Raw genomic sequence first — 21,194 nt, forward strand, 5'->3', positions numbered from 1 at the left:
GGTGTCACAGGGTTTGGATGCTAAAAGAAAGGCAAGGCGTTTGCCGATGGTGCGGAAAGGTCGCCACCTGTCAGACCACTAAGACAAGCGCCTTGCGTAGCTTCAAGTCTAATCGAAGCTCAAAACCAAAGCAAGCCGATCCATCCGGCAACGGCTATGACCACTTAAGCGGCAACTGGCTTACCTTCTATACCGTCGCCTCGAAGTTCAGTCACAAGGCCAAACCGGATGAACGGGATGACCTTCTCCACGACATCATCATTACCCTTGCCGACGTGGAACGGAACAACGGACACAATCCGTTCACCGAAGCGGCGATGTACCGCATCGCCAGCCGCGCCCAAGCCCTGTACTGGCGGAAGCGTTACCGGATGGACAACGGCCTTACCTGCGGGGATTGTAGCAAGGTACAACGGCGGAAGTGTAAAGAGGACTGGCTGTTTGCGGCCTGCCCCAAAGCGGTCAAGCTCGAAAGTCTCAATAAGCCGGTTACGGACGACGAAGGCAGTACCACCGAACTCGGCGATCTGATTGCCGACGACAGGGCATTGGACCTCGATGCCTGGCTGGATGCCAATACGTTCTTGCTCCAATGCCCTGATAGGCTAATCGCCATCGCCGAAAAGCGGCGGGACGGGCAGTCTTTGACGCAAGTTGAGCTAAACTACCTTTGCCGGTTTCGGAAACGGGAACAAAAAAGACTGTTTGAAGGTGTTATAAATCAGGCCAATTTCGCAACTAATACAGTGGGAGCTTCGGCTATGCCAGCGGTTTGCGGGTAGCTAGGAGCTTACTACTAGGCGAAGCCGATGGAGTTGCCCACCTATCGGATAGCAAGAGGGGGTCGGACAATCGAACAACTGAATATCGAGGGCAAGCGTTCAGGTCAGGGCTTTTTAGCGCACAAGGCGGTACTGGTCAACGCCTTATCAAGAGCACTCGCCGAAAGGGCGATGTTTCTTGACCTCACTATCGGGCGGAAAGGCTTTCTCACCTACCTTAAGTCTTTAGGCGGGTCTAACATCGTCAAGATTGTCCCGTCTAACGGCGATGCCAGCGTATCGCGGGTCGCCGGAAAATGCCTCAAGGTGGTCTGCGGAAGTAGCACCAGCTACCTCGACAACATGGCCTGGGTCGGCGAAAAGACACCCCTTACCCTGTGCGACATCAGGGTAAGCCCTAGAAACTCGGTCAGCCCCAACCTCGGCGCGATAGAGCTATCGGATGCCCTTTCAAGGGTATTGCCCTTCACCTCGGATGAGACAAGCCGCCCCATTCTCCAATGCGTTCTCTTTCGGGTAAAAGACGGCAAACTAACCCTTGTAGCCGCCGACGGCTACCGACTCGCCGTGTTGAGCCTACCCTTCGACGGGGATGAGGGACAGGTGCTCGTTAGCCGCGATGAGCTTTCCGGCGTCACCGGCGCACTTCGTCGGGCTAGGCGGGTCAGGCTGTCGCTTGAACAAAACGGCGACAAAGACCCGATGAGCCTAGTCCTCGACACGGAGCTAATCCGCTACACGTGGCGGGGATGCGGCGGGAGTTTCCCGGACTATGAGAAGCTCATACCCGCCGAAACTAACACCCGCGCCAGCTTCGACACCAACGAAGCGATGAAGGCGGTAAGCACGCTTAAAGTCGTCGCCAACGTCAGAGCCTACGCCTTAGACCTCGCCATCGGGGACGGCAAGGTAGTCGTCGCCAATACCGATGACAGGGGGACGGCGGAAATACCCGCTGACACCACCGGCGAGCCGATCAAGGTAAGACTTGACGGCGGTTATCTCGCCGAAGCTCTCAGGGCTTGTGGCGGGATGGTCGAGCTTAAGGTCAAAGACGCAAGGTCGCCGATGCTTTTCACCGCGCCGGACTATGAGTTGGTGGTCATGCCGATGCTTCTGCCAGAAGCCAAGAAGCCGGCGGACACGGCCAAGACCGCCGAACCCGCAAAGGCCGACACTGCACCGCCGCCCGCCGAACCCACCGAGCCGAAGGCCGAGACAGTCGAGGCCGTTGCGCCGGAAGCAACAGCCGAGCCTGTACCCGCCGAGGAAGTCGCCCAAGCCGTCGCCGAGGCCGAGGCCATCACCAAAGCCGAGAAGCCGAAGGCCAAGAAGCATAGCAAGGCGAAGGAACCAGTCGCCGTAGCCTGAAAAACCTGAAAACTGAAACGCTTGAACTCGCAAAACAGCCGCACATAAAGAGGTGTCAAAGCCTCTTTTTGTGCTTTCTTTTTGTAAGGGGGATATTCCTGTCCCATCGCGGCGGGAACATCCCCCTTTCGTTTTGATGAACGGGCAATCCAATCACGAAAAAGGAAAATATGTAACGAAGGGAATGAAAATATGGACGCACTATTGTTAATCAATCCTACCATCCCATTAGGCCAGGTGGTGGCCACCCGGGGAGTTTTCGCCTTGGCTGGTGAGAATTCCATGTTTGCCGAGTTCATGCGCCGTTCCCTGAACCGCCATGCTAAAGGCGACTGGGGCGACCTTGACGAAGCCGATAAGCAGGAGAACGATCTCAGCCTTAAAAATGGCTTCAGGCTGCTTTCAGCGTACACGGCCGCGGGATTGCCCAAAATTTGGGTGATCACCGAGGCCGACAGGTCGGCGACGACGATCTTGTTCCCGGACGAATACTAGCCCAGACAGTCCCTGTCCGTCGGCACAGGGTCATCAATGCCGGCAAATAGAAGGGCTACTGTGCTCGAATTGGAGGTAGAACTTTGCCAATCAAATGGAGTGCCCTTAAGGTGAGCGAAGCGATGGACATGGTCGAAGAATTCATCGCTCTGGCTGCCGAACCGTTGGAACAGGCCAAGCTCGTTGCGATCGCGGCCAAAGCTATTGCCGATATTCCGCAATACATCGACGAGCGTTTGTCTCACCTTACTGACAGTATCGGACGCGTCGACGATATTAAAAGCTCGATAAAGGCAGTCCGCGAGTTACTGCCCAGCGGAGCCATAGCAGAAGAACAGCAGCGGATCGAAAGCGGCGACCAGCTCGCTCTGGTAGCCTGACGATTACTGGAATAAAAATCAACAGGCTGTACACACACCAAAAAAGAGTGGGCTTTTGCTCACTCTTTTTTTTCGATCATGCGCTATCGATCAGAATGATTATTCAACTCGGGTGGACCCGTCATTTAACATACCAGCTTGGCTGATGATTTGTAGCCTTGCCGCCTCCAGCAACAAATTTTAATTTAATGCCATACTCTTTCAGTTCTGCTACATGTAAGCGTAGTTCTTCTCCGCCAATAATCCAAAGTGCTCCGGCTTTTTCGCGAAGATCAACAAATGGAATTGCGTTATCCTCGAGGTATTCGATGATGTCAAAAGATGCTGGTTTGATACTTTTGGATTCACTAGGTGCTCCTTCTTTATCATCTCCTTTCTTCATCGGAAGGTAGTTAGCGAGTTTACGGCTCCTGGAGGGATGACGAAGCCTGCGAAGAGCTTTAGCTTCTATTTGCCTTATTCGTTCCCGTGTCAAGTCAAAAATGATACCTATCTGCTCCAAGGTGTGTTCCCTTTTATTACCCAACCCAAATCGCAGCATTATTACTTCTTTCTCGCGAGGTTTAAGCGTACCTAACACCTCATTTATGGTGGACTGCAGCGATTGCTGAAAAGCTTCTTCAACCAACTCTTCAATTTGCCCCCCATCGTCAGCAAACGAGGGACTCGTTTGATCGCACGAATCTAATGAAACATAAGTGCCGAAAAGCTGAATTAGGTCTTCAGCCTCTTCTGTTTTACATTCCAATTTCATAACAATTGACTCTATAAGGTTAGGGCAGACAATGCTATTGATACATTGATCACAATAATGCTGTGTAACAACTTCATGAATCCTATAAAGTTTATCCTTTATATGTACAGGGTAATATACAAGTGGGTTGGGTCCGGGCGCCGCACGCATAATATTTTGTCTAACCCACCATGGAGCATAGATGGAGAATTTATCATGAACTCCAGGTTCGTACTTGTCCAGTGCCGTGATGAGGCCAATAGCACCTTCTTGAATCATGTCAGCAAGAGGTAGTGAGTATTGTTTGTGATGCCACAAGGCGGCCCGGACAACTGTTTTCAAATACATCTCTACGATTCTACGCCTGGCAAAAGGATTGTTATTTAACGCCTGTGGGATCAATAATTGCCATTCCCTATGTTGGGGCGGCTTAATGAGGCGAAGCTCTTCGATAAAGTATGATAGGCTTGGGTCGATTTCCATGACCTCTTCGAATAGTTCTCTATAGTTGATTTTACTTCGGTCATACCCGTCATCAGATACCGCAAGAAGATCATTTAAATCATCACGAATAACTACTCCAATTGAAAGAAGATGATCACAAAGGCGTTCCACTCCATCAAGCGGAAGCGAATGCTTGCGAATCGCAGCTAGAACCGCGTCCTCAGAAACATAGCCTTGTTCTTGATGTAGTTGAATTAGCTGATTAACAATCTCGTCAGGGGGAATTAAACTAGCCACTATTCCGCCTAGCTTCGGGCCAGACGACATAGATCCAATATATTGTCTGTGCTAACCAGTTTATTGTACCGGTCATCAAACTCTTCGATAAAGTCGTATAAGTTTTTCAGATAATCGTCTTCGTTATTAGCAGTTGCTATGAGCTTTTCATACAAAATATCGACACCGCCCAAGACATAGCGCTCGTATAACTGTTCATCCTGCAAGGCCCGCTCACTTCCATAATGCCTAAAAGCTTTATCTATTCTTTCGTCTAATTTACCTTCATAGCTTTTATCCAACAGAAGAATCAACCTGTATTGAAACATTAAATCCTGATATGCTTTAAGAAGCTGCTCCGGGAAGATCTTGGTTGTTGAATCAGATTTGTCTAATTCTGCTGTGCTTCCATAGAGAAATCCCACAATTGGTGCAACAAGATAGACATCGAGGTTTCTGGCAAACAATTTAAAATTATCCTTACCAAACCCGGCAGTAAGTTTGATTACTTTATCAGCGTGTGAACCCCTAAATGAGTATTCTTTGTCAAACATGTCACTACCTCGTTATTAAATAAGTTTCGTATTCATTCTTTTTGTCAAAAAGATACCTTTTACCAACTTTGGAGGCCATATGCGCTTCAGCAAGTTCACCATCGGTATCTTTGATAAAAAATATCACTTGCTCAGCAACTTGGGGCAATACGTCACATACAGTTTTTATCCGCGTTTTATCGAAAGATGAAAGGGGAGCATCCATTACAAGAGGATAAGGTTCACAAGAAACGAGTTCGTTTTCAGAGGCTCGCCTTTGCCGAGCCATTTTTGTGACACCAGAAATAAAAGCAAAGATGACTGAAATACTTTGGCCCATTGATGCCTCTATTTCATCATGGTATCCTTCACAGTCGATGGCGTTAATTTGTATGTTGTATTTTTCATCGATGGACAGTGAAAGGCCTCCGTTATATATGGTCTTAAATATGTGGTTCACGTTATATTCTAATTGTTCTCGAGTCTCTGCTTCCTTTTCCGTGTAGAGAGCGCTCAGTATGTTGTACATATACTGGGCGTAAGCCTTATAGATTTCGATCTTTCGATTATTTTCATCTTTTAGGGACAGTTCATTTCGCTCAGTATTACGCCTATCCCTATTCATTTCGCACCGCCCTTTTTCGCGGTTTAAGTTATCTCTTTCACTTTGAAGGTCCCTCAATGCCTTTTCGTATTTCATCAGATCTTTTTGGAGTTCACCGACATTGATCATCCCTTGAAGCTTTGTCTCTATTAATACGATTTGCTCCTCGGTCGAAGAATAATCGTTATCGTTTTCACGTACGAGCGCATACTTCTCCGCAACATTTTCATAAAATAGATTGCTTTGCTGGCTCTTTAATTCGCAGTCCCTGACAAATTGGCCGATAGTACTTCCTAAGGATTGGGGAGGAATGAATTCTAACACCTTATTAAGGGCTTTATATTCAGGGTTGCCAAATTCTATTTTATTGTCGCACAAACATATGCCTCGTTTGATTAGGTATTCGATAGTGCGAGCGTGGATATCTGGTATTCCTTTATCAAGCTTCTGAGCTTCAGATAATTGTTGTAAGGCATCTCTCATTAATTTTTTTGAAAAATAGCTGGGCGCATGTAGGTTGAAAAATTTTAATAGTGAAGAAGTGTTCGTTGCTTTAGATAGTATTAAACTTTGGAGCCGAATTTTCAAAGTATCCTTTTCTTTTGCGAGCCTTATGCTGTCCTCGTTTAATTTAATCTTCTCTTCGAGTACAGCGCATTTATCTCGTGCTAAGATATCTTCTTTATCAATCTCTTCAATACGGCTTTCGATTTTCGATAAAGAATCGTTTAATTCCTGAATCTCCCGGGTATATTGCGCGATCTTATTGTCACTCCTGGTATCGTAGCTTTCATCGTAATTACGGAGTACTGAGGCTTTCGGTCCTCGACCCTTAAGGTGATCTAGGGCAGCGGCGATGGCACTCAACCCCAACAACCCCTTGACGGCTTGGGCGAATTCTTGGCTTTTGCCTTTACGAAGCTCTTTGCTCATGGTGCCGATACGTTCACCGTCAAAGAAGAAATATCTTGAAAGCTCCTTCGGCAGGAGCTCTTTCATCGTCATTTCCGTCTTTAGCTCATCAACATATTCTCGTTGGCCATCTTTATTCTTGTAGGCAATTACGAAAATCGGCTGGTTGGGCCGTTTGATAATCCCAGCCCCGTCCTTCTGATACCTTTGTTCTCGTATTATGGTGTACTCTACTCCGTTGTGTTCAAGTGCCAATTCTGCTTTGACAGTCTCTTCAGTATTGGGTAGCATCGCCGATGCTGTTGCTTTGCATAACATCGACTTATCTTCAAAATCCGTATCCCCATATAAACACCAGGTAAAAGCTTGGGCAAACGTCGTTTTTCCGGATCCCATTACTCCCATTATAACTGTCACATTTTTTTCTGGGTCAACTGAAAAATAAACCGTCTGATCCCCTCTGAACTGTCGAAAATTCCGTAATTTTAACGATTTTAGTAGCACTTCGCTTCTTCCTCAATCATTTTCTTAATCAGTTTTACCATTTCAACATCGTTATATTGCCTGGTTTTTATATTAACTTTTTCTTTCATGATCAGCTTACGAAGTAAGATGTCGATTTTCCGAGTGTCTATTTCTACTCCATTCACTGTAACAATTTCGCCATTATTCATAGGTTAACTCCTCTTCGTAACCGTATTCTTTGTCTTGTATTCGGTAAACTGACTTGATTGAGTCGATGATTGATTGAGCTTCGATCATATTCATGGCAATACTCGCGAAATCTTCAGCTCTCTTTGTTTCGCTTTTGACCAACGCAAGATCCCTGTTCACTTGGGCCTGAGTGAGTGATGGGACTTGATCGAGCGCTCTTGGGAGTGTGATGAAGTCGAATATTTCAGCGTGATCCTTTCCTTCTGCTAAACGCAACACACGTCCACGCCTCTGAATGTATTCTTTTGGATTAGTAGTGCTCGCAAGAATGAAAGCGATCTTAATATTCGGGATGTTTACACCTTCATCAAGGCATTTAATGGCAATCAGCGCTTGAAGGGTTTCTCCCGCAGCGAATTCCCTTTTGAGACGAGCACGCTCTTCAACATCCTCTTTAGATGTGAATTGAGACACGTTCATATTCAGTTTGTTCCCAAGTAGATCCGTGACGACATCTATTTGGCGCAAATCCTCATCATCAACCGGAGTAGAATCTTGATTTTCAGCAAGAATCTTTGTAGCCCCACAGTAGACTAATATATGATTATCGTGAATATATGGCGATATGCAGTATCCTAGTTGTGTTATTTTATTCTCCGCGCCCGCCACAAGACGGGCTCGCGCCAAAGTAAGCATTTTCCCTCTTTCGCTCAACGTAGTCTTGCCGTCTTTTCCCTTGACTACACACTTTCCGATCTCGTAAGTGAGCTCAGAGTACTTATTCAATTCTCCTTCGCTGAGTGCGGTAATAACGGGATAGTATTTATAATTCGTAAGCTTTTTTTCCTGAATGGCTCTTTCTATCGGATATTCAATACACTTTTCGCCGAAGTAAGAATAGAGAGCAGAAGTACCTTCGATATCACGATGACGTTCGAAAGTCGCAGACAGAGCTAAACGAAAAGGAAAAATCTCACTCAACAACTGACTTAACGCCGTGGCCCCGAAATTATGTGCCTCATCAACTAATAGCACGGCGTTGCTACGGATCCTCTGGACCTGTTTCTGAACAAAATCAGACGCGAATGTTGCATTAGTACAAATAAAACAAAAGAACTCTTTATTATTTACCTTTATTTTTTGGTCTCTAATGGCGTTGTCCAACCGGCTCTTCCAATCTTTTTGAGAGGAAGCGGAATAGCCGATTATGGGATCAACATTGAACTGCAACAGATCTTCGACCCACTGCTCAACGAGATGTTGATACGGACACACTATGAAGATTGCCAGGTTACCGGAGACAGCTTGACTAAGCCTCGCTAGCGCTCCGAGTCCTGTATAGGTTTTCCCGGTGCCGGTCGCCATATCAAAAATGCCTTTATATCCGCGCTTTTCCCATTCGTCGATAGCCATTTTCTGATAATCATGCAATTCGACTTTGTGGGGTATGACCACGCCCAAGCATTTCATCTTGGAGCGTTTTTGAGAATCGACGAATCCATTTAACTCTAGCTGTTCAGCATCGAAGTTAGGTGGATACTTTTTATAGCGTTCGATTATTTCCCGTTTCAACTCAGGAAATGGTATTATGCGAACATTTGGTTCGCAATCATTCCAAATAGATATAAAAGCTCTCTCTTTGGCTAGAACACGATCTGGCTCTCTCCAAGAGCAAAACACATCGATGGCTTCATAATTGACTTTAATTCCTGATACAGATTCATTCATGGACCCTGAAAAAGCTACTTTGTTCCCTAAGGCGTCAGTGAAGATGCCCATCTTTTCATGATAAATCCCGGTATTATTAGCATCTTCCACGAACGCGATTTTAATATCGAGAGTATCATTGGCAATCAGATGGGCCAAAATATTTAGTCGTTCGAGTTCATAATCGTTTCTTGCATTCTGAAGTTCACGTAGTACAGCCTGTTTTACGATCTGTTCTCTAATCTCGTAGCCTTTTCGGATAGCACAAATATCTTCGTCTGATAAATAAGGTGAAGCTACCAGCTGAATCTTACCGCCATTTCTTACTAGGCCTGATATTCCTTTTGACACTTCCACAAGTGCTGAAGAAGAAAAAAAACCGACGGCTCGTTGGTATAACGTAGCCGCCGACAAAAGAGGAATGTAAAACTCATTCGAGATATCGTCGAGAAGTGAGCGATACTCTTTTTTTATCAGGATATCTTCAAAACTCATGATACATTCTACTCGACGATTTAGAGCAGATCTTCCTCACAAAAGCCTGGTCCTTTAAGAGGTTAGACTACAACGTACATACTAGACATGGTCGTTCCCAACTGTCATCCTCCAATATCTCCGCAAGCGTGATGTGCGCGACAAGGTTGCGTTCCATTCGGCGGGCATGTTCGGTTTTTATCGTCGCAACTCTCTCGGGGCGAGACAATTCTTCTAGACTCTCGTTGTCGCACCAGGTGAATCGCCGGCCTGAACTCTCATCATATTTTTCGTATTGGCTGGCTAACTCAAATAGGTGGGGATGATGCTCGAGAAGCCCAACCCATTCGATCTTCTGCTGGAAGAAACAAAAAAAGCAGCCTGATCTTGAACGCCACGTCCGATATTGTGGCATTCCTATTCCAGATTCTTCGAGGATCCGAACGATATCGGGATAGCCGAGACCATCTTCCTTAAAAGGAAAAAGCGCCTTGATGTTCGGCTTTGTTGAAATATAGCCTTCTCTGTCTTCATCAGCGCGGATTCCAACGTAACTGGTGACAGCAGAATCTCCCACATATCGTTCAAACGGGTGCAATTTAAGATGCCGGGTACACCAACGCATCCTGGACGATGGAAGATAACCACGGAAAATCTCTAGCCAGTGGTCAAACCCCCTGCCATCCTTTAATGTGACAATCGTTTTTCCTAAAATGCCTTCTAGCCGCGCCAGGTATTCATAAGTTTCGGGTAGTTCTTTCTCCGTGTCGCAAAAGACGTACTCCATCCCAGGCACTTTGTCTCGCATGTAGATCGCGAGCGCCGCGCTATCTTTTCCACCGGAAACACACAGAATATGACGCACTAGCCTGCACCTCTAATTCGGCTTACTATGTGATAAGGTTGGCTTACGCCTAAATGAACGCTCAGTTGGCTCGCGTTCAGATGATACAGCTTGCCGCGCGACTTCGGCAACTGCCCCCAGCCATACCTTCGTATCGACATCCGTTGCGTATTTCCGGATTATCTCCTTAGCAATACGTTCAGCCTTCCTTTTTTCGGAGTGAGTCAGTCTAACGATGCCACGGACACCCTCAACATCTTTTTTATCGATGGTGACCAGATATCCAGCATCGCTATCCTGTAGACTTGCTTTTAAATCCAACATCGACTCAATGGATCGAGCTTTAGTCGAGAGCTGGGCAACGAGTCGAACAAAAGACTCTTCTTCTGCTCGACTCCAGCGATTAGGTGGTTGGCCAACAATCCCCGCAGCTATGGATTCAATGAACTCCATAGGTGGTAGGTTCGTATCGATAGCCCGGTTTATCACGATGCGAAAACCCGGATCTGTCACATATTCCGACAATATTGAAGCCCGTTTAGGAATTGAGGTTCTCCAATTCATATCGTTATTGGAGATATCGAAGACTTTAAATATGCTGCCCTTAATCCGCTCGATTAATGCTGGATAGCATGTGATAAGTGATTTGAACGCGCTATTGAGAGCATTAAAGAAATTTTCGATATTATCTTGGTTATTGTTAGACGGTTGCATCTCAAAAGGTATACAATCCAAAGCAACGGGTAATTCGACAAAAAGTAGCCTTTCGGGACTTTTAGCTCGCATAATTACATCCCGGGCGACAATTGCCGGTCGTGGTAACGCCTGGGTTATCTCCGTATAATGGTTTAGTGTGGCCATTCGGGCGTAGAGTGAACGCACCACCGGTAGGAGATGATTCCCAACTCCGAAGCCTCTCGAAAATCGTTCGACAACTGCAGCGCGCTCTCCACTCACCTTAAAACTTACAATAGAAAAATTCTTTGGATTGCGAATTAGGCGCTCCATCACGGGTGGTGTCAGATCGGGAATAAAGTGGTCTGTCTCATATAAGGCCATCGTCGTTGAATTGGCATGAAAGCATGCATAGAAGAGAACTGGAACGAAACCATCCGCGACACCAAAGGGCGGATCGCATAATTCGGTGAATAATGAATCTAGGGGTTTTGGTCGGAGCGAGTCCGAGCTAGAGGCGTCTACGACATGATCCCATGCTTTTTGGAGTCCTTTGTCTTTATGACTTGGTCTGCCAAATTCCCACTCGTCGGAGCTATTCTTGCGGTGAATCTCACTTTGTTTGAGAACGGATTCGTAGATACTTCGTTCAGGTGGATGGCCGCTGAGCCCGAGCCGTTCTTCTCTGCTATGTACCATCATCGCTTCGATGAGGTTTCTCCGGGCCGCGGCAGTAGCAGTAGATAACGACCTACGATTAATCAATTCGTTTTGGATTGTCGGGGCATAGGGGTAAATCGCGTCAGCAGCCCTTGAAACAAGCTCGGCGAGGGCCTTGCCGGAAATAATGTTTTGACGTTCTCCTCTCCAGAACACTACCGCATGCCTGTTGGGGGTTGTAAAAAGCCTGTTCCATTCAGATCGAAATGCGATACTTGCTTCAAGTTGGCGCTCTCCAAGTTCCTGCCTTGCCACCCGATCTCCAGAAAGTCCGGGTGTATTATGCTTAACCCAATTGAGAGCAGCGACATCACGAGCGGCATCAATCAGTTGATCTGTTTCTTTTGCAATAATCACGATTGAGGCTTCGTGTGTCACTGTCTTGAGATGACTCTCGGTCGCCATATGCTGTTCATCAGTCTCTACAAGGCAACAAATAACGTGACCGTCTGCCGAGTCCTTGAGTTTAAGTGCCTTCTCTAGGTCTAACTGTCCAGTAGGGATTACTGAAAATATCCTTGTCATTCCTTTGACAAATGAATGTCTTCGAGCAACGACTGATTGGGCCGGGCAGAGTTCCTTAGCGACAAAAAGGGAAAGTGATCGAGTGGGGATTGATTGATAAGCAGTGGTCAATCGTTCTCCAATGTCGACGTCGCTGCCTTCGTAGAGTCGATAGGAACTACGAAATCTCCGGTATACAACCAGGCGCCTCGTTTCAAAGGCGTTCAAAGCATTTCTTAATCCTTCTGCCTTGAATGCTTTGGAGACAAGCGCCAATTCAAGAACCTCATATGAGGCAGGCAAACGTGAGGAGTCTCCAACTAGATTGAGAATGGCGATACTTTTAAGCGTGGCCAACTCAACCTCTGTGGAATTACCTAAACGTGCGAGCGTATCCTCTGTCTCACTCCATGCCCGCGTGACTTGGAGACTCGGGGCTCCCCCAATCAATGTGTGAAAGCAGTAATCGTAAATCTCAGGCAATCGAAGGAATGGAGGATTGTCAGGTTCGAATGTTTGGTTTTGAAGCCAGGTAATCAGAGAGAAAGGTTCATCTGCCGAAAGAAAAGAAAACAAGGAACGCTCGTTTTGACCAAAACGTCTGAAGAGCGTTGGAAGTAGAAGTACCACAATAGGATGTAATGGATAACAGGCGACACAAAGGTTTTCAAAATCTGTCTCAGATCCGCGCGGGGCGAAAGAGGAACAAGCACGGGCAATATCGCAAATATGTCGGTTATTTCTTATCTCGTCGCTCCTGTTCCCATTCATAGCGGCTGCTGTGAGCTGCAATGCGTCCAGACCGTCAAGCGAACAGGGTACGTCAAAGAAACGCTGCTGGACCTTACTCCATTCCTTCTGTTGCCTCCTACCAAGTCGAGATGCGTATTGAGAAAACTGCTGATGAAGTATGGTAATAAACCACAATGGGTTGTCTTGACACCGGGATGCAGCCTCAGCCAACTCCTGAAGCACATTGATGTCATTCTTTTCCGGATTTAGTGCTGCGTGTTCGAGGAGTTTGCCGAGCTCATCGATTATTATTATCAATCCCCGGGAATGGTCTCGTGTCTTGGCCAAACCAGCTAATGCTTCGAACAAAGCTACTATCTGGCGGGTGCTCGGTTCAGGCGAATTTAAAGTTTCGCCGTGATCAACCGATAAGGCTTTCAAAAGCGTTTGCCGTCCTGATAGTTCAAGCGATCGTTTCAGGCTCCTTACGAGGCAATTTGCAAGGTTCTCTCTGCCCCCAGTAGCTAAGACCGTAACGTAACCTTCGCCATCAGGTGGGAGCAGTTTATCAGCGAGTGCCCCTAATACGGGACGAGCTTTTTCCCTAAGCCCATTTGTCTGGTGTTGTTCCTGTATTTTCGCGAAAAACAGAGCAAGGGCGGATTTTCCAGAACCATATGGCCCCGATATGCATTGAGATCGGTATGCAGGATCTTCGATACCTCGGCTAAGTAGAGAAAGTGCAGCTAATGCGCTGCGAGTTACTATGTACCCATCAGCTGCGTCTTTACTATGGAAATCCCTTTCTAGGTGAACCGACCTTAGGAAACGGGGGCGAAGTGAAATTTGATGGATAAGTGGAGTGTTACTTACTTCCATAGTAAGCCTCCAAGAAGCACATAGAATTCAATGGTGCGGCGTGTTCTTTTATGACACTTCGGGTCAAAGGAGTATCAGAAAATCGATAAGCGCCTCCACTAAGTGACTCTAGCTGATCTAAATAAGACAGCACAGAATCTTCATCGAGTTTGAATACTAAAGACGGGCTGCCTTCAGAGCTGATGATATCATGGACCTCCAGGGTATCTCTGTCACCGGCTTTAGTTTTCCAGAACTCAATAAGGGAATAGGTAAAAATAGCGGCAGGTAAAGAGTTTTTTGGCCCAACCCGGAAACGAATCCTTTCTCCGTCTGGTTCTTGTAGGAGAAGGCCTAAACTGGTGAGCGGGCATTCTATTGGATCATCACCGAAGGCTGGATTACTACCACGTTCAACGTATGTATGGATAAAGCAATCGATGTCTCGCTTAATTGTTGAATCAGAGATATCCATCCAACCTAGGGTCTGGAGATGTCTGGTCAAGGATTCTACCATGGCTGCTCGGGTGAACGTATATTCAAAAAACCTGTTAAATGCCCAGTACCAAGTCGCTGTTCGGGTATTAGTGCAGGCAAGCTTCCAATGCAGTAGCCATAATGTCGCATCGTCCTCCAGATAAGGGTCCCATCCCCCATCAGCCAATAGTTTGTTTCCGATATCTGAAGGCAATAGACGTCTCCCCCGAGATCCGCTCTCTTCTTCGGCAATTTCTGTTGCTAGGCACCAATATCGAATGGAGCGAACCATATTTTTCCCAACCCCCAGGGTCACGATGGCATCGTCGTTTTGGAATACTTCGGGATTTTTCCGGACACCATCCAAGCCTTTTTTAAGCCATGAATATCGGAAGGCGAACGTCTCGTGACCAGAAAAGCATTTTTGAAACGGTATCTGTAGTTTATCACCGGGATTGATTATTTGAACAGCTGCCATATTTGCCTTCCAAACATTAAACGATCGTTTTGACACTCTCGGAACGTTTTTCGGATGCGAACACCCATTCGTCTATCTCATTTCTCCTGAATTTCCACAGGCGACCCAATTTGTGTGCGGGAAGACCTTTTCGTTCAATCCACTTGTATAGGGTGTCTCTTTTAACTCCGAGGTAGTTAGCCACCTCATCCACCGACAGCCAACGATTTTCCATAGTTAGACTCTCAAACAAGCTCGGTATCACTGGAAGACATTCTAGGAATCATCCAGTCCTACGCGGTCGCCGTAATTATAAGTTGACGCGCAATTTCAGTCAATACCTATTATATTGGCATTACTATGAGTATATACTGTTATATTGTGATATATCGGACACCCAAGCCAAATTAGGATAGCTCCGTAGAATGTTCAGTCCCCCCCGTTTTGCAAAGTACGTTTTACTGATACAATCGGAGCATGAGTACCAGGTTACCTGTTGGAATAAATCCTTCGGCGCTATGCTTCGACGGAGAGAGTATTTGGGTAGCCAATGCTGGCAGCAACAGAATCACAAAGCTACGAGCGAGTGACGGAAGTATTGTTGGGAGTTATCCGGCGGCCGGTCGACATCCCTGTGCCCTTTGTTTCGATGGAATGTCGATTTGGGTGGCCAATAGCGGTAGTAATTCTGTCTCGAGACTGCGCGCGACTGATGGAAGGTTCCAGGGGAGTTATCCAATTGAAGGTCAGCACCCTTGCGCTATTTGCTACGATGGCGCAGACGTTTGGATCGCTAATTATCTAAGCGAGTCCGTATCGAGGTTATCGGCGACTAATGGTAACCTTCGTGGAAATTATCGTATCCCCTCAGACGACGTTCGAAGGAGTAAGCCATGCGCCATCTGTTTTGATGGCAAACATATATGGGTAGCAGACGTCAGTAGAAATAACCTCTATAAGCTTCGAGCGACGGATGGAGCCTTAATGGGGTGTTATGGAGATGGTGAATCAGGATTTCATCAGCCCTGTGCGCTTTGTTTTGATGGCAATAATATTTGGGTAGCCAATAATCATACTGATAGCGTCGCGAAATTGTCGACCGATGATGGACCACATATAAAACATTATTCAGTGGCTCTCTCCGGTCGCCACCGACCAGTTGCTCTTTGCTTCGATGGTCGCAATATTTGGGTGGCTAATAATAAGAGCAATAGCGTCACTAAATTGCGTGCAGGAGATGGAGGCCTATTAGAAAACTACCCAGTCATAGGCATTAGCGCGAAGAACTGTCATCCGCGTTCTATCTGCTTTGATGGGTTAAAAATCTGGGTAGCAAACAATAACGATAGCAGCGTCACAGCTTTCGACGTGGAGAACTAGACATAATCTGAACTCAAATTCCGAACTTAACGGGCAAGCTCAGCCAACATCAAACGCTATCTCAAATACCGGAGTTCTGTCTGTCGTACACCGTAGCCCACCACTTCAGACCCTCTCTCGAGTCAACCCCGGCCTTATCGAGCGTCCTCAATTCTAGAAAACGCCAGATAGAGCGGAAAGTATCTCGCCCGCTATGAATTTTTCCGGTTTCAATGTAAATCTCGGTTGGGTCAAAGTCAGGCTGGATGCTATTTGGCTCTTGATAATCCCGTTGCTGTTTTGGGGGATCACCGATTTCTACGTGCCCTTGATGGGATCGATGTCGAACCTTCAGACCTGGACGATCGCTGGCGCAATAGTTCTTCTTGTTCTGATCTCACTCCTGGCCCATGTCGCGGGGCACGCTATAGCCGCGAAGCTGCTAGGAGACAGCTTACCAAAGAGGACCCCGATTTATTTGATCGCCGAACCTGCGCAAGCTTGGCCTCTTGCCCGAAGCCCCGGCCGGGAGGCTATTTCAGCGGCCGCAGGACCGATAGCAGAAATGCTTCTGGCTGTCGCCGCTTTCATGGTCTGGAACCAGCAGATCAACCCTTATGTAAGCTCGGTGGCCTTATTCCTGGCCGTTTTCAACCTTTTTGTAGCAGTATTCAATTTGATACCGGCTTTTCCTTTAGATGGCGGGCGATTACTAAGGGCGATCCTGTGGGGGCTGTTCGACGCACCGGTTCGAGGCACATGGCTTGCTAAATGGGCGGGCTTCTGGGGGATCATCGCCGTTACCTTTTGGGGGATAGTTCTCATATCTCAACAGGCCAGCCTGGAGTGGCCGGCGGGGCTGATAGCATTTTCTCAAGCAGCATTAATGGCAATTTCCTTTGTCTCAGTAAAAGTCCCACTGCAACCATCTTTTGAAGAAATATCTACACGCAAGCATGGACTGGTGACGTCAGCCAGCCTGGCGGTTCTCTCGATCATGCCTTTGGGAGCTATCACGGTCGGTTTGATGCCGATGAATTACGGACTTTATGCGCCGGGAGTCACCGCACCGGTTGAACCGATGGTCAGGGTTCCCGTTGAATACAGTCACTCTTCAGACGGCAGCTTAATGCTTACGTCTGTCATTCCCCAGGCACCGATCTTATTTACGGAGTGGGTGTGGGGCTGTTTCGATAAGTCTGTGAGGCTGGCGCCGGAGGAAGAAATTTTCCCGCCGAATCAATCGGTCCGTTCACAGGCCGAGGAGGGGCACCACATGCTCTTCGACAGCCAGACCACGGCGACGGTCGTTGGCCTGCGCCTTGCCGGGTATCCGGTCACTGTTAAAAGTGACGGAGTACTGGTCGAATCCATACTGGCCGACAGCCCGGCACACAGCGTACTCTTAGAAGGCGACGTGATAACCGGACTGAACCAGCAACCGGTCAACTCCGTCATCGAACTCCAAAATCTGATGCAGGGGCAAAAGGAGGGCGCTGAAATCCGGCTAACGGTCCTGCGCCGGGGTGTGACGCTGGATGTGCTGGTTGAGACGCTTCCGCCTGCGTTTGTCGGTGGTCCGGTGCGCATCGGGATCGGCGGCGAGACTCACGTGACCGGTTTCACGTTGCCCTTTTCGGTAGATATAACGCCGGAAAAAATCATCGGCGGACCTTCAGCGGGGCTGATGTTTACCCTTGCGGTTTATGACCGAGTCACGGCAGACGACTTGACGAAGGGGTATCGGATAGCTGGAACCGGAACGATCGATATTAACGGGAACGTGGGGGCGATCGGCGGCGTCCAGCAGAAGGTGGCGGCGGCAGAGAGGGCGGGCGCCAGGTACTTTCTAACTCCGGCGGAAAACTTCGCGGATGCTTCAAAAGCGGCCGAGAACATTATCGTAATTCAGGTTAAAACCGCTCAGGCTGCTATCGATTTTTTGAACAGTTTACCTCCGGCGGGATGATCGAACAATCCAGCTCGAAACGGGATAACAAAGAACCTTCCATACAAGCTAACGACGATCAAAAATAATTGTTGTCAAACGATTAACTCAGGAGTATGATTCTTCGAAAGTAAACGTGAGGGGCGATGCCGGGAGATGTAGTTGGGCATGAAAAATCGTCCCTTTCATCTGGCCTCCGGTTTCATCAAAATCCTTTTTGTAACGGTCCTCTGTTTATCATTTTCCATTCCGGCTCATCTCTACGCCGACAGGCAATTTACCATAACGCCAAGTGCTGGAACGGGCGGCATAATCACTCCCCCGAACCCCCAGAACGTGCCCGAGGGGAATAGCAAATCGTTCACGATTACGGCGAACTTGGGTTACCATATCGCGGAGGTGTTGGTGGATGGCGCCTCGGTCGGGGCTGTGGTTTTATACACTTTTACCAACGTCACCGCCGATCATACCATCGCTGCCAGTTTCTCCCAAGATACGCCGCAGACCTTCACCATCACGGCGAGCGCGGGCGCCAATGGAGCGATCGATCCGTCCGGGGCGGTGGCCGTCGCTTCCGGGGGCAGTCAGGTTTTCAATATCACAGCCGGGGCGGGTTTTCATGTAATGGATGTACTGGTCGATGGCGGCTCGATAGGGCCGGCGGTTTCATATACCTTTACCGATGTAATAGCCGATCACACCATTGAAGCAAGTTTTGCACCCGACGTAACACAGAATTTCACCATAACGGCGAGTGCCGGGGCAAACGGAACCATTGATCCGCCGGGAGCTATAACTGTCGTTTCTGGAGGGAGCCAAACCTTCAACATTAACCCCGGAACCGGTTTTCATGTCCTGGATGTGCTGGTTGACGATATTTCAGCAGGGGCGGTGACGTCCTACACGTTTACAAACCTAACTGCAAATCACACTATCGCGGCCAGTTTTACCGCTGATTCCTACACTCTGACCTACACTGCCGGCCCGGGCGGCACGGTCAGCGGCATCACATCCCAGATGGTGAATTACGGTGAGAGCGGGACACCGGTCGCCGCGGTACCCGGCACCGGCTACCATTTCGTCACCTGGAGCGATGGTATTCTTACTGACAGCCGCACCGACGCGAACGTTGTCGCTGATATATCGGTGAGCGCCAGTTTCGCTCCGGACGTTGCGCCGAAACTAACGATCACTCCGACGGCAGGCGCGGGAGGCACCATCAACCCGTCCGCTGCTGTGACAGTGACCCCGGGCGGGAGCCAGGTTTTCGCCATCACCGCTGATGCCGGCTATTATATTTTGGATGTACTGGTCGATGGGGTTTCGATAGGGGCGATGGCCTCTTACATTTTTACCAACGTGGTTGCCGACCACACCATTACAGCCAGTTTTGCCGTAAACACATACACCTTGACCTATACTGCCGATGCTCATGGAACGATAAACGGAGGGTCACCTCAGGTTGTGAATTTCGGCGGCAGCGGCACGCCGGTAACTGCGGCGCCGGACATCGGGTACCACTTCATCTGCTGGAGCGACGGGGTCCTGACCGCAAGCCGCACCGACGCGAACGTAACCGCTGAAATATCGGTAAGCGCCAGTTTTGCCCCGGATATTCACACCGTGGTATTCGATTCACAAGGGGGCTCCGCGATCAGTTCGCAGTCGGTTTCGTACGGCGGATTGGTGGTTTTGCCCACTCCACCCGCACGGGATGCCCATGTCTTCGCCGGCTGGTATAAAGAAGCCGCTTGCACCAGCCAATGGAATTTTAACACCGATATCGTTACAGACAATACGACAATTTATGCCAATTGGACGGCTTCGAGCGGTGGCGGCGGAGACGGGGGGGGATTTGGATCTCAGGTGGTGGGAATCGGGTTGGCGGGGACCTCACCCTTTATGGACGGAAACGGAAAAGTTATCGCTGCCGGCAGTGTCGAGACCTCGGACGGGAACCTCAAACTTGATATTCCGGTAGGCGTCTCTATCTGGAATGCCGCAGGCGCAGCACAGCCATTCCTTACGGCAGCAATTCTGTCCAATCCACCCCCAAGCCTACCCCAGGACACCCTTGTTTCAGCTTATGAGATGGGACCCAACGGAGTTACGTTCACGCCGGCGATATCGATGATATTCCACTACACTGACGATCAGGTGCCGCCCGGTTCCCGTGAATCCGACTTAGTCATCGCCTGGTGGAACGGGTCGACTTGGGTCGAGCTGGCAGGAACCGTTGATACCGAGGCAAAAACCGTCACCGCTTCAGTAAGCCATTTCACCAGTTTCGCCCTGTTTGCTCCGGAGCCTCCCAAATTGCCCTCGCCGATCCTTGCGATTAACACTCCCAGCGGCGGCACATCAACAGCGCAAGGCACGGTGACCGTAACCGCATCCGTCGGTAATCTGAAGTTATTAACCGGCGAGCGCTCCAACGTTCCAGGGGAAGGCCGAATCATTTACTACTTAGACGTAAGTATCCCGATCATCCAGGGCAAATCCGCGTTGACTGCCCCGGGAACTTATGCCGAGGGAACATCGGAATCATATATCTGGGACAACCTGGCACCGGGCAGCCACACCCTGGGGATCCAGCTTATCCAGAATGACGGGACCCCGTTTGACCCGCCGGTGGTTTCAACGATTTCGATCAACGTCCTGGCGCCATCCATTTCAACTTCTGCGCCAGAGGTCCCAAACCTGTCAATTCCGGGACTCAGCGCAGCCGGGTCTACCGGCAGTTTTAACCCGCTGCTCCTCTCCGCGCTGCTTCTACCGGCCACAGTTATGATGATATTCATGCTCTCCAGGAGAGCGGGGACGCAGCCTCGAAGGGTAGTTCCGGTTCCCATCGAGCCATCCGCCCCGGTTTTAAGACCGAAACCAGTGACGATACCCGAAAAGATTGCCCGACAACCAATTGATGCCCCGGTGAAAATTCAGAACCAGCCCGAGACTTCTAAGCAGGTTGAGAAACCTGTTCTCGCTCGGGTAGAAGAACTGGGAGAGTATATTATTCGTTTGCATAATACCGGTTCAGGCGCCCTGTCGGCTATAAGGGATTATATTCAACACACGCCCGAGATCAAGTTGCTGACTTTGAATAACTGCTATTCCGACGTCCAGATGTGCCTAAACGTGAGTAAGGACACCGCGCTGGTGAGTTTTCTTTCCAGGATGCTGATTAACTGCTCTGTCCGAAGGGAAGGGCGCATCATCCTGGTGAACGGCAAGAATTAAGCCGGCTAAAACTCG

16 protein-coding genes are annotated in these 21,194 nt (G+C 48.6%); 7 read left to right on the forward strand and 9 right to left on the reverse strand.

What is annotated here, in order from left to right; translation table 11 throughout:
- Positions 1–17: 17 nt before the first annotated feature.
- The 4 genes from Dform_RS01490 to Dform_RS01505 all read left to right on the forward strand — a co-directional run bounded on the left by Dform_RS01490 (position 18) and on the right by Dform_RS01505 (position 3,028).
- The gene (locus Dform_RS01490) at positions 18–782 is read left to right on the forward strand and encodes a hypothetical protein (protein WP_192846593.1); all 765 of its coding nucleotides are present in this window, start codon (positions 18–20) and stop codon (positions 780–782) included.
- 27 nt (positions 783–809) lie between these two features.
- Positions 810–2,153 (forward strand): DNA polymerase III subunit beta, encoded by a 1,344-nt coding sequence (locus tag Dform_RS01495; protein ID WP_225973707.1) that lies wholly within the window; start codon positions 810–812, stop codon positions 2,151–2,153.
- Between the two features lie 192 nt (positions 2,154–2,345).
- A complete protein-coding gene (locus Dform_RS01500) occupies positions 2,346–2,648 on the forward strand; it encodes a hypothetical protein (RefSeq protein WP_076003452.1) in 303 nt (100 codons plus the stop codon).
- A gap of 83 nt (positions 2,649–2,731) precedes the next feature.
- Positions 2,732–3,028 (forward strand): hypothetical protein, encoded by a 297-nt coding sequence (locus Dform_RS01505; protein ID WP_076003453.1) that lies wholly within the window; start codon positions 2,732–2,734, stop codon positions 3,026–3,028.
- A gap of 121 nt (positions 3,029–3,149) precedes the next feature.
- Here Dform_RS01505 and Dform_RS01510 read toward each other — a convergent pair whose 3' ends face one another.
- The 9 genes from Dform_RS01510 to mads1 all read right to left on the reverse strand — a co-directional run bounded on the left by Dform_RS01510 (position 3,150) and on the right by mads1 (position 14,867).
- Positions 3,150–4,502, reverse strand: a complete 1,353-nt coding sequence (locus Dform_RS01510; RefSeq protein WP_076003454.1) for a sigma-70 family RNA polymerase sigma factor — start codon at positions 4,500–4,502, stop codon at positions 3,150–3,152.
- A gap of 8 nt (positions 4,503–4,510) precedes the next feature.
- The gene (locus tag Dform_RS01515) at positions 4,511–5,035 is read right to left on the reverse strand and encodes a hypothetical protein (RefSeq protein ID WP_076003455.1); all 525 of its coding nucleotides are present in this window, start codon (positions 5,033–5,035) and stop codon (positions 4,511–4,513) included.
- A gap of 4 nt (positions 5,036–5,039) precedes the next feature.
- Entirely contained in the window at positions 5,040–7,034 is a 1,995-nt protein-coding gene (locus Dform_RS01520; protein ID WP_076003456.1) for an AAA family ATPase, read from the reverse strand.
- Complete coding sequence (locus Dform_RS01525) at positions 7,025–7,204, reverse strand: hypothetical protein (RefSeq protein WP_076003457.1); 180 nt, start codon at positions 7,202–7,204, stop codon at positions 7,025–7,027. The genes Dform_RS01520 and Dform_RS01525 overlap by 10 nt, the downstream gene beginning before the upstream one ends.
- Positions 7,197–9,386, reverse strand: coding sequence for a DEAD/DEAH box helicase family protein (locus Dform_RS01530; protein WP_076003458.1), 2,190 nt, complete (start codon positions 9,384–9,386; stop codon positions 7,197–7,199). Before Dform_RS01530 ends, Dform_RS01525 begins: the two co-directional genes overlap by 8 nt.
- Positions 9,387–9,453: 67 nt before the next feature.
- A complete protein-coding gene (locus Dform_RS01535; protein WP_236884001.1) occupies positions 9,454–10,173 on the reverse strand; it encodes a phosphoadenosine phosphosulfate reductase domain-containing protein in 720 nt (239 codons plus the stop codon).
- A gap of 69 nt (positions 10,174–10,242) precedes the next feature.
- Positions 10,243–13,281 carry a hypothetical protein gene (locus Dform_RS01540; protein ID WP_145925490.1) on the reverse strand — a complete coding sequence of 1,013 codons (3,039 nt, stop codon included), beginning with the start codon at positions 13,279–13,281 and terminating at the stop codon, positions 10,243–10,245.
- A 424-nt stretch (positions 13,282–13,705) separates the two neighbouring features.
- Positions 13,706–14,653 (reverse strand): DUF4007 family protein, encoded by a 948-nt coding sequence (locus Dform_RS01545; protein ID WP_076003461.1) that lies wholly within the window; start codon positions 14,651–14,653, stop codon positions 13,706–13,708.
- 16 nt (positions 14,654–14,669) lie between these two features.
- Entirely contained in the window at positions 14,670–14,867 is a 198-nt protein-coding gene (gene mads1 / locus Dform_RS01550; RefSeq protein WP_076003462.1) for a methylation-associated defense system helix-turn-helix domain-containing protein MAD1, read from the reverse strand.
- 749 nt (positions 14,868–15,616) lie between these two features.
- Between mads1 and Dform_RS11145 the strand changes: the two genes are divergently transcribed.
- The 3 genes from Dform_RS11145 (at position 15,617) to Dform_RS01565 (ending at position 21,179) form a co-directional block, all read left to right on the forward strand.
- On the forward strand, positions 15,617–16,012 hold the full coding sequence (locus Dform_RS11145) for an NHL repeat-containing protein (protein ID WP_145925491.1): 396 nt from the start codon (positions 15,617–15,619) through the stop codon (positions 16,010–16,012).
- 193 nt (positions 16,013–16,205) lie between these two features.
- Positions 16,206–17,960 carry a PDZ domain-containing protein gene (locus Dform_RS01560; protein ID WP_076003464.1) on the forward strand — a complete coding sequence of 585 codons (1,755 nt, stop codon included), beginning with the start codon at positions 16,206–16,208 and terminating at the stop codon, positions 17,958–17,960.
- Between the two features lie 147 nt (positions 17,961–18,107).
- A complete protein-coding gene (locus Dform_RS01565) occupies positions 18,108–21,179 on the forward strand; it encodes an InlB B-repeat-containing protein (protein ID WP_076003465.1) in 3,072 nt (1,023 codons plus the stop codon).
- Positions 21,180–21,194 lie beyond the last annotated feature (15 nt).

Source organism: Dehalogenimonas formicexedens, assembly GCF_001953175.1.
GTDB classification, from domain to species: domain Bacteria; phylum Chloroflexota; class Dehalococcoidia; order Dehalococcoidales; family Dehalococcoidaceae; genus Dehalogenimonas; species Dehalogenimonas formicexedens.